Raw genomic sequence first — 12,763 nt, forward strand, 5'->3', positions numbered from 1 at the left:
CCAACCTCTAGGTAATAGGACTGGATTTTAAAATATCAAGTTTTGATGTATACTTTTCCGGGTATCGTCCTCAGTGATCAGCTGATACTGGAAAGGCAAAATATCGGATTTTTTGAATTCAATACATATTTGTGATTCAAAATCTTGAAAATAAGTAGTAATGGCCAAAATTCGCGCACATCTTGGGAGGCAAATGTGAGGAAGATAATCCTGTTTTTTATTGTTAGCTTATTTGTAGTGAGTAATTCAGTAATGGCTGATACGGAATCTTTTGGGCCGGATGAATGGACTCAGTATAGAATGAATCAGGAAAATAACCCTGTGTTCAATGGAAATATAGAGGGGGAAATCAACGAGGTTATAAAAACTGGTAATGAGGTTCGTTCAACCCCCGTCATTGTTGGGGATCATATTTATATTGGGAATCATAAATCGGGTGGTATTTATTCGTACAATTTAAAAACAAAGAAATTAAATTGGAAGGCGGAAGCTCCGAATTGGATCCATTCGGAAATTATTTATGCTAATAATCAACTTTTCGTCGGTTATGGCAATCGCTTTTACCAGGAGGATGGCACAAGGGGAACTGAGGAAAGCGGTGTGCTTAGCCTGGACCCAGAAAGTGGGGAGACTTTATGGGATTTCAAGACAAAAGGTGAGGTAATGCCAACTCCTGCTTTTTATGAAGGCACTTTATATATAACAACTGGTGATAGGCATCTTTATGCAATTGATCCAGCCAAAGGTGAGGAGAAATGGCGTCTTGAATTAGGACATACCATCAGTATGTCTTCTCCGAATGTAAAAGATGGCATCTTGTATGTCGGCGGAGGGCGCCCCCTTCCATATACTTTTTTTGCAGTTGACCTAAACAATAGAAAAGTTCTATGGGAAACGAGCTTTGAAGATGTATATCTTGGCATGGACGATGTTCCGCCAGCTATTTATAAGGATCAATATGTTATTACTACAGGCCTGGCAGAAACTAAAGATCCTTCAATGCCTAACCATATGATTTATGCAATGGATTTAAAGACAGGGGAAGTTAAATGGAAAGATAGTTTGGGGACTGGGAAAGATGTTGAAAACAATAGATCTGGTGCACCTATGGTTTACGGTGACCAGGTATTTGTCGGAAGCCCAATCACTAAAACATTCTATAGCTATGATGCAAAAACAGGAAAGCAGTTATGGAATTACCCTAGTAATGTCAATAAAGCGCCTCCGGCTGCAGACAATGATATTGTCTACTTCACAGATACAAAAGGCTTTGTCTATGCTTTTGACACCGAAACAGGAGATTTGGTAGGTAAAGAAGAATTAGGCGGCAAACTAGCACCCTCAGGCCCTGTTTTAATGAATGACCATTTAATTGTCGGCAGCCAGGATAAAAATGTTTACATCCTGCCAATTGAAAAAATCTTAAACGTGAAAGACAGTAACCTGTCAGAAGCAAAAGCGTCCAAATCAGAACTCACTTATATTTGGCCAGCATTGGCTCTATTAGTTGTAGTATTAGGGATATGGTTTTTCTTAAAATCTAAACGGACATAGGGACCGGGAAGCATGGGGACGTACCCTGTATCTTCTTGTTGATTTTCCAGCTCGTGTTAGTGTCACGTTCTTTTCAAAATATGCATTCGACGAATAATTACTTATAATAGAACAGGAGAGCAGAGAAGGTAATTTTCCCCTATCTGCTCTCCTGTTTTTTTAAAACACCATATTATTCATTTCATTTACATAAGCCGGCGTGGGTGGATATATCGACTGCGGCCGAATTGGTCGGTAATGTCTGTTTCCTCAGCAATCATCAGATTGATTTTTATGAGAATGGCGAGATAGCTCTCATAGACAAAAGCTTACTGCAAATGAGTGCGTTCTTCCATGACAAGGATGTCATCGACATGTTTTCAGAATTGACGAACTCACCTTTATTATTTTCATCTTTTGTTATAAAATTTGGTAGGAATTCAATTACCAATGAAAGTAGGTTAGAAATGTTTCACAAGATTAAAGCGTATTATCCTATTTTGATTTTATTTACATTATTATACTCGTTTCATTTTCTTGTTGGCATGTATCCAGGTGATGATATTAAATTTTCAAAAGCCTCTGAAATGTATTCTCTTGCAGAATGGCTGAAGCTGCGCTATTTAACATGGTCAGGACGATTAATGCCCGATGCAGCAGTTTATGTCTTTTTAGATGATCTCATTTGGTTATGGAGAATACTGAATCCATTGATGATTATTCTCCTTGGTTACAGCTTGGTTAGAATTCTGAAAAAAGAGGTCTCGCAGTGGGAAGTAATCTTTGCTGTTCTTCTATTGGGATATTTTGCAGACAATATACTAAGTTCAGGTATCTTTTGGATTACAGGGTCAATGAATTACCTTTGGCCGATAGCATTGGCTATGACAAGCATGATTCCCTTTGCAGATAGGGTGTTCCGTAAATTGAGTATGAAAAAAGGACATGGCTTCATCTACGGAATTGCAGGGTTTTTGGCCGCGATAGGGAATGAACAGGCGGCTCTCTGCATTTCAAGTTTTGCAGTCCTTTCTCTGATTACCATATATCTGAAAGAGAAAAAAGTGGAGATCCAATTACTTTTATTGACTGGTTTATACATCACAGGGACCTGTATCCTGCTTTTTGCTCCAGGCAATGAAATCAGGTGGGTAAAAGAAGCTGCATACTGGTATCCACGCTTTCCAAGCCTCAGTTTTAAAGATCATTTATATATTGGAACGATTTGGGCATTTGAACAGCTGTTCAGGGATATGCGATTTTTATTATTATTGCTGTCCGGGATTACAATTGCTTATTCCTACAAGAACTCCAAATTAAGGGAAAGCATTGCGCTAAAGTTATTCATACTTCTTTTCGGAATTGTCCTTTCATTCCATGTCATGGGTCGTGGACTTGAAGTAATTTATAATTTTTCAGCAATAAAGAATTTTAGGGTTACTGAAAGCATGTTATCCTTTTGGGAAATTAATTCCTCTGTAGCTTTTGCATTCCTCCCTTATTTGTTTTGGACGACTTATTTATTGTTACTTTCATACTTACTGATACGGGAAAGCAAAAATCCAATCTTTTTGCTCTTTTGCCTTTTGGCTATAGGCGGAACTCTTTTCGTAATATTCTTTTCTCCAACCATATATGGATCTGGGAATCGAGTCCTTACAGTCGCTTCGGTCCTTTTCACACTTATTTCTATCTATAAAATAGACTCACTTGGACTTTTGCGGAGCAAAAAGCTTATTATGCTCCTTGCCATTTTCCCATTTGTAAATCTATCATTAATTTTTTTCAGATGGTTTACTTCCGGTTTCCATCCTTTTCTATAAAAAAAGAGGGCATCCAAAAGCATAGCTTTAAGATGCCCTCTTTTTTTGTTCTGCCAAGGAAGCATGGGGACGTACCCTTTGCTTCTTTCTACATTTCATAACTGGAGACAGTTCTCGTGTCCCGCTCGGGAGTCGAAATAAAGGATGTGAAGTGTGGAGGTAGTGCTTTGCGCTTCTTTTTTGGGTGTTACTAGCGGTTTTAAATCGTGAATCTGATAGCGGGATCGCTCTGATTTTAAATATTGGGACATGAGAACCCTCCTCATATCCCAATATTAAACAGTGATAAAAAAAGAAAGTTAGTCGAGCTTTCTAGTAAAATCTCTTAAATCCTTCAAAGTGTTTCGCATAATAGGGTTCACTTAAGTTAGAGATCATAACACCGCCGGAAGTGCTGGCATGGATAAATTCATTGTTTCCGAGATAGATTCCCATATGGGATATGCCTTTTTTATATGTATTTTCAAAGAATACAAGATCTCCGGGCACTGGGTTGTTAACATAGAATGAACGGTTATAATAGCCTTCTGATGAGAAGCGTCCCATTTTCTTGCCTGTTTTATTGAAGGCGTAGTAGATGAAACCGCTGCAATCAAAGCCATCTGGCGTGCTTCCGGCCCAAACGTATGGAACGCCCATCATTTCTTTTGCGTAGGAGATGACTTGAGCTTCCGGGCTATCTGCTGTCTGGGTTACTGGAGATTTAATGGTGGCAGCAGCTTCAATTGGCTTGGCAACAAACAATTTCTGTCCGACAAAGATCAGGTCAGAGGTGAGTTTGTTAAGTTCTTTAAGCTGCTGGACAGTCATGCCGAACTGCATGCCGATTTTGCCGAGCGTATCCCCCGATTGCACAATATATTCATTCTGGGCCGCAGAGGTCTGAGCTGATTGAACAGGTAATGCAGGATTCTGTGCCGGAGTGTCAGGTGTCGTTTCCTTTTTAGCTGGCGTGCTCGTCCCATTTGAAACCTTCAGCACTTGTCCTGGATATATTAAATGGTTCTTCAGACCGTTCCATTCCATCAGGTCATTAAGCTTGATTTTATGAATAGAGGCGATTTTGCCAAGCGTGTCCCCGCTTTTTACGACATATGTTAGTGCCGGATTCACCTGAGCTGTTGTTTTTAGAGAAGCAGCGGGCGTTGCAGCAGTCTTCGTCGTACCAGGTGATGCAATGAACTCGCTGGTCTTTGAAGGAACAGTCAATTGCTGGTTGATATAAATTAAATCAGAGGATAATTTATTCACTTTTTTTAGTTCTGGAACACTCGTTTTGTATGAAATAGCGATTTGCGATAATGTATCCCCTCTTTTTACGGTATATGTATCGGCAGAGGCAATTCCGGCGAAAGCAGTAGACAGAAGGGCGGCGGTCATAAATGAAGCAGCTTGTTTCTTCATTTTTAGTCAACACTCCAAACGGGTTATTTTTTCTATGGATTATGAATCATACAAGAAATAGGAAGTAGTACTAGAAGCACGGCAGAATATAGTCCTATATATTTTATATCGGACATATTCACCATGAATTGAAGAGCGAATTTTAATTGATTGGAAGCGCGGGGACGTACCCCATGCTTCCTTCGTAATTTTAACTGTCAGTAGAGTTTCCATATCTAAATGGTTTAGGTTCGTCTGTGCATGGTTGTTGAGTTGGAGAGCCATGGGTGCGATTACATTTGGAATCACTATAATGGCAAGCTACAACTCATAATGTGAATGTTATAATAATAAAATGGTTATATTCTGGGGCTGCATAGATCCTATGCAGTCTTTATCAAATAAATATAAGAAAGCAGCGTGATACTAATGGATTCCATAAGGCAGTTTATGGAGGACCATTTGCAAGAGATATTAGATGATATCAAGTTTCTGGTCGAATGTGATTCTCCATCATTAAACAAAAAACTGGTAGACCGGTGTGGAGAGAGGATTCAGGAGCTTTTATTTCGCTACTTTGGTAAACGGGCAGAAGTGATTGAAGAAGAGAAATACGGAAATCATCTGAAATTTGAATTCGGGGAAGGAGACGAAACCATCTTAATCCTTTCCCATTTTGATACAGTATGGGAGCCTGGAGATTTAGAGTTTAAAATCGAAGGCGATCGTGCATACGGTCCTGGCATCCTGGATATGAAGGGCGGTCTTGTACAAGCGATTTGGGCAATAAAAGCCATTAAGGAATTGAAGATTCCATTCACAAAGAAAATTGTGTACCTTTTTACTAGTGATGAAGAGGTGAGCAGTCCGACTTCACGCTATGTTATTGAGGAGGTAGCGAAGGATTGCGATTATGCATTAGTTACGGAACCACCCGTTGTTCGGACGGGTGCCTTAAAAACGGCAAGAAAGGGATCAGCGCGTTATTATATTGATATTACAGGCAAGGCTGCCCACGCTGGCAACAACCATCATGAAGGAGCTAGTGCTATTCAAGAGGCTGCCAAGACCATCGATTTTTTAGAGTCCTTAACAGATTACGAGGTTGGAACCACCGTCAATGTTGGATTTGTTAATGGTGGAGGCAAGCTAAATGTCGTGGCTGATCATGCAGAGATTGGCATTGATGTCCGCGCGGGGACAAGTGAAGAACAGGAAAGAATAGATGAAATAATTCATGGGCTGACACCTTTCACCGAGGGGACAAGTATCGATGTGAGAGGAGGCGTTTCTCGCCCTCCAATGGAACGAAATGAAGATACGCAAATTCTATTCCAGACTGCTAAAGAAGCAGCAAAAGAAGAAGGCTTCAAGTTAAAAGAAGCTTCGGTTGGAGGAGGAAGTGACGGAAACCTTACAGCGAACATGGGAGTCCCGACCTTAGATGGTCTCGGTACCATTGGAGACGGAATCCATGCAAGAAACGAACACATCATCATCAGCCCAATCCCTGAACGGGCAGCATTTTTCACTAACCTGCTGATTAGTATTGGGACCAAAGAGGGGACATAGGGACGGTGGTCTTACCCCGTTCTACATTTTTAATAGATTGCGGATCCTAAATGCCCGTGGCCTCAGTAACAGAGCACAAACAACTATGATTTGCCTTGCTTGGACATTCGCCGATCTGAAAGGTTACAAGCATATATCGGACAAAAGCTTGGAGGACCGATGAAGCTTAGGGTGGAGTTAAAGAATGAATCACTTATTGAAACGGGGAGATGTAGAAGCATGGGGTACGTCCCTATGCTTCTCCAACAAAAGAGAAAGACCAGAGTAGAAATAATTTTGAAGAACAGCGAAGTTTTAACCGGTTATGTTGACGTACCAAAGGGTACACCAGATAACGCATATTCTATTGATGAAATCTCAGGAAAATTGATTTCTGCATTGAATTTTAAAGGGAAAAAGGCAATAGTCCGGGAATTATTACATCATATCGAGCAGTTAGAAAAAAACGAGATATAAAATTACTAATGAATTTAATTAAACTATAAAGATAACGAAACATGGGGGGTGTTCTAGGAGCGGTAAGAATAGAAGGAGGCAGGAGGAAGCATGGGGACGCAACCGGTACGTCGCTATGCTCCTTTTATGCTCCTTAATCGTCCACCTATAACACTTTCCCAAGAAATGCCTTCGTGCGTTCATGCTTAGGATTACCAAATAATTCACTAGGTACACCCTCTTCAACGATATATCCGCCGTCCATGAAGATGACGCGATCGCCGACTTCACGGGCGAATCCCATTTCATGTGTCACGACGACCATCGTCATGCCTTCCCGAGCAAGGTCTTTCATAACCTCGAGGACTTCTCCAATCATCTCAGGGTCGAGGGCAGAAGTAGGTTCATCGAACAGCATGACTTTTGGTTCCATGGCAAGTGCCCTGGCAATGGCGACACGCTGCTTTTGTCCACCGGATAGTTCTCCGGGATAGCTGTCTGCTTTTTCTTCGAGACCTACTTTTCTGAGCAGTTCGAGGGCTTTCTTTTTCACAGCATCTTTGTCGACACCCTTGGCTTTTATCGGTGCCAGTGTAATATTTTGCAGCACTGTTTTATGAGGAAAGAGATTGAAGTGCTGGAATACCATTCCTGCTTCCTGGCGAATTTTATTGATGTTGATTTTAGGGTCGGTGATATCATGTCCATTCACGATGACTTGGCCATCTGTGATCTCCTCGAGTCTATTCAGGCATCGCAGGAAGGTGCTTTTTCCAGAGCCGGAAGGCCCTACGACGCAGACCACTTCCTGCTCTTTCACCTCTGTACTGATATCTTTTAATACTTCGAGTTCTCCAAAAGATTTTTTAAGGTTATTGACCTGGATCACACTCATCGCAGTTCATACCTCCTCTCTATAAAGTCGCCGAGTTTGGTCAGCAAGTAAATCAGGATGAAGTACATAAGAGCTACCATTCCCCATATTTTAAAAGGTTCATAGGTTGCCGAAACGACGACTTGCCCTCTTTGTGTCAGTTCAGCGATGCCGATGACGGACAGGAGTGAGGTGTCCTTCAGGCTGATGATCGCCTGGTTCACAAATGTCGGCAGCATCCTTCTTAACGCCTGCGGCAGTATGATATAACGCATCGTCTGTGCACTGGTCAGTCCTAGTGTCCGCGCAGCTTCTGTCTGTCCTTTATCGATGGACTGGATACCGGCCCGGACAATTTCCGCTATATATGCACCCGCATTGATGGCAATCCCAACGACGCCAGCTGTTACAGGTTGAAGCGAAATGAAGGGTAGTGAATTCAATCCGAAGTATATAAAGAATAATTGAACGAGGAAAGGTGTTCCGCGTACAAAGTTAATGAACCAAATCGCGATCCACCTTAAAGGCGGAATCGGGGAAAGTCGGAAAAGTGCTGTAATTAAACCGATGATGAACCCAAACAGCAATCCGAGAAGAGTTATATATGCTGTCAGTTTTAACCCGGCCCATAAGACGGGAAGGGCTTCCTGAAAAATTTCCATAGTCTAGCTCCTTTCTTTAGACAAAGACAGCGCGCTTACTGGGAGCGCGCTGAGAGAATTCTTACTCTTCAAGATAACGGTTCAAGATTTCGTCGTACTTGCCGTTGTCCTTGATTTTTTGAAGGCCGCTGTTTATTTTTTCAAGCAGTTCCTGGTTCTCGCCTTTTTTTACAGCGATGCCGTACTGGTCGCCATTCAGGCGGTCCCCGACGGTCTTCAGGTCAAGGTTGCTTGTTTTAATCGCATATGCGATAACCGGGTAGTCTTCAATCAATACATCTGCGTTCCCATTTGCAACTTCCTGGAACATGGACGGACTGTCATTGAATTGGCGTACTTCTTTAATGCCAGCTTCCTCTTTCATTTTCTCGGCATAATCAGCCCCTGTTGTACCATTCTTAACGGCGACAACTTTACCTTCTAAATCATCCACACTGGTAATGTCGTTGTTATCTTCTGAAACAACAAGTGTTAATCCGGCATCAAAGTATGGGTCTGAAAAATCGACTTTTTCTTTGCGGTCATCCGTGATACTCATGCCGGCAATTGCTACGTCTAGCTGGTCGGCAAGGATCGCCGGGATGATGCCGCCGAAGTCCATCGGCTTCAATTCAATCTTAAAACCTTCTTCCTCTGCAATGGCATTGATGATATCGATATCGATTCCTTTATACTTGCCGCCTTCTTCAAATTCGAACGGAGGATAAGTCGTATCCGTACCAACAGTGTATGTAGTGCCCCCGTCTTCACCAGAGCCTTCATCGCCACCACTGTTTGCTGCATCGTCTGATCCGCATGCAGCCAAGGCCAGCATCATTGCCATTAAAAAGCTCAATATCTTTATTTTTTTCATCCAATCCCTCCAAATATTGATTGATAATTCAGTATATACGTCATGGTAACAAAGGTTTTCTGTCCAATGCAAAGGAAAAGGCTTCTGGGACTTTCGTCAGCGAGAGGGGGAGGATGGTTTCGGCAGCTAAAAATCACATGTTCCATACATTGTGATGAAGTCCCAATGATTATTCACCAGTCCGATCGTCTGGCCATTAGTATCGAAAGTGATGGAAGAAGAGAAATACGGAAATCATTTGAAATTTGAATTCGGCGAAGGAGACGAAACAATCTTAATCCTTTCCCATTTTGATACAGTATGGGAGCCTGGAGATTTAGAGTTTAAAATCGAAGGCGATCGTGCATACGGACCTGGCATCCTGGATATGAAGGGCGGTCTTGTACAAGCGATTTGGGCAATAAAAGCCATTAAGGAATTGAACATCCCGTTCTCAAAGAATATTGTGTACCTTTTTACCAGTGAAGAAGAGATTAGCAGTCCGACATCACGCTATGTGATTGAAGAAATAGCGGAGGATTGCGATTATGCATTAGTTACGGAACCACCCGTTGTTCGGACAATCGCTGAAAGTTGATAAACATATATGGGATTAAACCTTGGAGAAAGGTATGAAGCTAAGGGTAAAGCTAAATATTTAACTTAATGTTAATTATGAATAATATTGTAAATAAAAATAACCAGGTTATTTCTTCCTTTATTATCATATTGTGCATATTTACTTATATTTTTCTAAAAATATGGTTCTTTCTACTTATTATATTGGTATAATGGTTTTTGTGTGTTTTTTAGCTCTTTTCAAAGAAATGTTGATTTTGAATAGATTATATTACGATTGTGTCAAGCAATCGTCCCCTATCAAATCACAACAGAGAAAAGGCATTTTTTATGACAATCAGGAGGGGTTAACATGCATAAAGTAAAATGGCTTACTATGACATTAGTAATTATGCTGCTAATGACATCCCTAAGTCCGTTGACTGCTATAAAAGCAGATTACTATGATTTAAGTTTTATTAGTATGGAACTGGCAGAGGATCATCAAATTGTTCTTTCATGGGAAGGCTACATAGAAAACGGGACGGATATCGACCGTTTTGAAATAAAACGTAATGATGAAATTATTGAGATCGAAAACCTTGAACCAGTTTATTCCGAAGAAATGGGTGACGGTCTCTTAAAACTAGTTGAGTATCAGTATATTGATCAGTTAACGGCTGAAGAAATTCAATCACCTTATGAGGAAATCACTTATCAAGTGACAGGCTGGATTGGCGAGAAGACACTTTTGTCTGGACAACAGATATTGATTGTTGATCATTCATCAGGGGGAAATGATACGACTGGAACCGAAGAGGGAATTTATTTCGATTTGGGAATGGCGAATGATGAAACTCTTGCTCTTCAATTTTATTACTACGGACCAGATGAATACGATGGAGCTATTTCATATCGGATTTTTTTGGATGGAGTGGAGTATGACCAAGTAGAAGGAGCACAAGATAATTACCAAATTGGAAACCTTGCACCAGCTACAGACTATGAAATCAAAGTAGTGGCGTTAAATGAAGCAGGAAATGAATTGTTGGAAGAAACAAGAATCTTTACTACTTTGGAAGGTCCGACTGGTGAGGTTGTAGTCTTTCCTGACGCAAACTTGGAGCAGGCTATTAAAAATCAATTAAACCTAGAAAGAGATCTGTATCAAAGTGACTTGGAAGATGTTACTTACCTGGATGCAGCTGGACTAGGCATTTCTGACTTAACAGGAATCAATCAGCTTGAAAATGTAACGATGCTCATGTTGGACGAAAATGAAATCACGGATGTTTCGATGCTTGCTTCTCTGCAAAACCTTGGGCATTTGGGATTAAGCGATAATCCAATTACGGATGGTACTTCGCTTGGCAACATCACTTCCTTGACATTCATTGGTTTGGGAAACGTGAAGATCACTGACTTTTCCTTTATGGAACAATTATCAAATTTGGATTCAGTAAGGCTTGACGGTAATCAGATAATGAGTATCGACTTCTTGGCAGGAAAAGAAAAATTGAGCTGGATCCAGCTTTCTGACAACCAAATCACTGATTTGTCACCAATTTACAGCTTCAAGGACTTGAGAGTTTTAGAGGTGAAAAATAACCCGATTTCGAGTCTTGCCGGGATTGAAGGTTTGGCGAATTTAAGGATTCTTGATTTAAGCCTAACAGACCTGACGGAATTATCTGCCTTAGAAGCGATGGACACTCTAGGGTACTTGGGGCTTTTAGATATGCCCGTGATGGATCTTACGGAAAATTCACCTTCACGAGCGACCATTGAAAAGTGGGAGGATAAGGGTGTATATGTTGACTTCTTTAATCCTGCGAATGAATTAGAAGGCGTATTACAGGTGGAGGAAGTATCAACGAATTCGATTCGTATTTCATGGGAGAACGGCAATGACTATGAAATCGATACAATCCGACTAAATGGTGATACTCATTCTCCTGAAGAAGGGACGACTTATACCTTTACTAACTTAAGCTCAGGTCAAAAATATATCGTCACTATCCAAGCTTTTGATACAACGAGCAGTGCTGTAATGTATGAGACGGTTGTTCTTCATACATTAGCTGCACCTAAGGATGATGAACCTGTAAATCCAGAAGAGCCTAACAAAGGGGAAAGCGAGCCAAAAACGGTTGTAGCTGTCCCTGCTGTAACAAACGGGAAAGCTTCTGTGTCAAATGAGGAAGTAGCAAAAGTCGAAGCTGGCGGAACATTCGAAGTGAGCTTAGTAACTGAAGAAAACCAGCAAGAAATCGACATTGTATTAACAAAAGAACAGCTCAAAGAGTTAAAGGATAAAGGTGCATCTCTTTCAGTTAAAGACCAGGAAGTGACCTTAGGGTTCCCATTGAGCATTTTCGCTGAGGAAGACACGAATCTGCAACTGAAAAAACTCCCTGCCGTGAACGATGCACGTAGTGCTGTCTATGATTTTACCATCACTCAAGGTGATACGATTGTAAGTCAATTTTCAGAACCTGTAACCTTGACCTTCAATGTCAATTTAGATGGTTTAGAAGACCCATCAAATCTAAAAGTGTTTTATTTTAATGAAGAAACAAAGGAATGGGAATTGATTGGTGGAACCTATGAAAATGGTGAAGTTACCGCTCAAACCAACCATTTTAGTATCTACACAGTTTTTGAGGTTACATCTTCAGGAGATGTGCCAAGTAATCAAAACCCGGCCAATGCTGAATCTGACGAAGAGGCAGGTATTACTCCAGAAGAAAATGATTCTGATCAAACCACTGTTGAAAGCAGCCAACCTGGCACAAATCAACAAACAGAAAACACAGTAGAAAACAAAGATGCTGTTCAATCAGAAGATATTCAAAATAATGAATCTGATCAAACAACAGAGACACAAAAAAATGAATTACCAGACACGGCCACAAATACATTCAATGTAATCGCCGCAGGACTGGCCCTTATCGTATTTGCCACGCTGTTCTTACTCTCAACAAAAAGAAGAGAAGTATAAGTGGCGGCACCTTGCACCTTCAGAATTTTTCGCATCAAGAAAAGAGCGACCATGCAGAACTGGTCGCTCTTTTTTGTGTGGAATCAGGAG

The 12,763-nt window shown here is 41.0% G+C and carries 10 protein-coding genes; 6 read left to right on the forward strand and 4 right to left on the reverse strand.

Annotation, left to right across the window (positions count from 1 at the left end):
- Positions 1-195 precede the first annotated feature (195 nt).
- The gene (locus tag DYI25_RS14645) at positions 196-1,554 is read left to right on the forward strand and encodes a PQQ-binding-like beta-propeller repeat protein (protein WP_342032526.1); all 1,359 of its coding nucleotides are present in this window, start codon (positions 196-198) and stop codon (positions 1,552-1,554) included.
- A 446-nt stretch (positions 1,555-2,000) separates the two neighbouring features.
- The gene (locus tag DYI25_RS14650; protein WP_213370166.1) at positions 2,001-3,356 is read left to right on the forward strand and encodes a DUF6056 family protein; all 1,356 of its coding nucleotides are present in this window, start codon (positions 2,001-2,003) and stop codon (positions 3,354-3,356) included.
- Positions 3,357-3,668: 312 nt separating this feature from the next.
- On the opposite strand, the gene DYI25_RS14655 is transcribed toward DYI25_RS14650, so the two are convergent.
- Positions 3,669-4,760 carry a LysM peptidoglycan-binding domain-containing protein gene (locus DYI25_RS14655; protein WP_213370168.1) on the reverse strand — a complete coding sequence of 364 codons (1,092 nt, stop codon included), beginning with the start codon at positions 4,758-4,760 and terminating at the stop codon, positions 3,669-3,671.
- Positions 4,761-5,201: 441 nt separating this feature from the next.
- Here DYI25_RS14655 and DYI25_RS14660 point away from each other — a divergent pair, with 441 nt between their 5' ends.
- Entirely contained in the window at positions 5,202-6,311 is a 1,110-nt protein-coding gene (locus DYI25_RS14660) for a M20 family metallopeptidase (protein ID WP_342032527.1), read from the forward strand.
- A gap of 159 nt (positions 6,312-6,470) precedes the next feature.
- Positions 6,471-6,767: a hypothetical protein gene (locus DYI25_RS14665; RefSeq protein WP_213370172.1), complete on the forward strand. Its 297-nt coding sequence runs from the start codon at positions 6,471-6,473 to the stop codon at positions 6,765-6,767.
- A 145-nt stretch (positions 6,768-6,912) separates the two neighbouring features.
- Here the strand turns inward: DYI25_RS14665 and DYI25_RS14670 are convergent, their stop codons facing one another.
- From DYI25_RS14670 to DYI25_RS14680, 3 genes are all read right to left on the reverse strand, one after another.
- The gene (locus DYI25_RS14670) at positions 6,913-7,641 is read right to left on the reverse strand and encodes an amino acid ABC transporter ATP-binding protein (RefSeq protein ID WP_249745461.1); all 729 of its coding nucleotides are present in this window, start codon (positions 7,639-7,641) and stop codon (positions 6,913-6,915) included.
- A complete protein-coding gene (locus DYI25_RS14675; RefSeq protein WP_213370174.1) occupies positions 7,638-8,282 on the reverse strand; it encodes an amino acid ABC transporter permease in 645 nt (214 codons plus the stop codon). The genes DYI25_RS14670 and DYI25_RS14675 overlap by 4 nt, the downstream gene beginning before the upstream one ends.
- A 61-nt stretch (positions 8,283-8,343) precedes the next feature.
- The gene (locus DYI25_RS14680; protein WP_213370176.1) at positions 8,344-9,135 is read right to left on the reverse strand and encodes a transporter substrate-binding domain-containing protein; all 792 of its coding nucleotides are present in this window, start codon (positions 9,133-9,135) and stop codon (positions 8,344-8,346) included.
- A gap of 211 nt (positions 9,136-9,346) precedes the next feature.
- On the opposite strand from DYI25_RS14680, the gene DYI25_RS14685 reads away from it, so the two are divergent.
- The gene (locus DYI25_RS14685) at positions 9,347-9,712 is read left to right on the forward strand and encodes a M20/M25/M40 family metallo-hydrolase (RefSeq protein ID WP_213370179.1); all 366 of its coding nucleotides are present in this window, start codon (positions 9,347-9,349) and stop codon (positions 9,710-9,712) included.
- A 333-nt stretch (positions 9,713-10,045) separates the two neighbouring features.
- A complete protein-coding gene (locus DYI25_RS14690) occupies positions 10,046-12,673 on the forward strand; it encodes a leucine-rich repeat domain-containing protein (protein ID WP_213370181.1) in 2,628 nt (875 codons plus the stop codon).
- The last annotated feature ends 90 nt before the right edge of the window (positions 12,674-12,763 follow it).

The organism is Mesobacillus boroniphilus (assembly GCF_018424685.1).
Lineage (GTDB): Bacteria > Bacillota > Bacilli > Bacillales > Cytobacillaceae > Mesobacillus > Mesobacillus boroniphilus_A.

What these genes read in the sequence shown, in the direction of transcription:
- DYI25_RS14685 (WP_213370179.1), top strand. Translation starts at nt 9,347, where the DNA reads ATGGAAGAAGAGAAATACGGAAATCATTTGAAATTTGAATTCGGCGAA.
- DYI25_RS14670 (WP_249745461.1), bottom strand. Translation starts at nt 7,641, where the DNA reads ATGAGTGTGATCCAGGTCAATAACCTTAAAAAATCTTTTGGAGAACTC.
- DYI25_RS14655 (WP_213370168.1), bottom strand. Translation starts at nt 4,760, where the DNA reads ATGAAGAAACAAGCTGCTTCATTTATGACCGCCGCCCTTCTGTCTACT.
- DYI25_RS14675 (WP_213370174.1), bottom strand. Translation starts at nt 8,282, where the DNA reads ATGGAAATTTTTCAGGAAGCCCTTCCCGTCTTATGGGCCGGGTTAAAA.
- DYI25_RS14690 (WP_213370181.1), top strand. Translation starts at nt 10,046, where the DNA reads ATGCATAAAGTAAAATGGCTTACTATGACATTAGTAATTATGCTGCTA.
- DYI25_RS14665 (WP_213370172.1), top strand. Translation starts at nt 6,471, where the DNA reads ATGAAGCTTAGGGTGGAGTTAAAGAATGAATCACTTATTGAAACGGGG.
- DYI25_RS14680 (WP_213370176.1), bottom strand. Translation starts at nt 9,135, where the DNA reads ATGAAAAAAATAAAGATATTGAGCTTTTTAATGGCAATGATGCTGGCC.
- DYI25_RS14650 (WP_213370166.1), top strand. Translation starts at nt 2,001, where the DNA reads ATGTTTCACAAGATTAAAGCGTATTATCCTATTTTGATTTTATTTACA.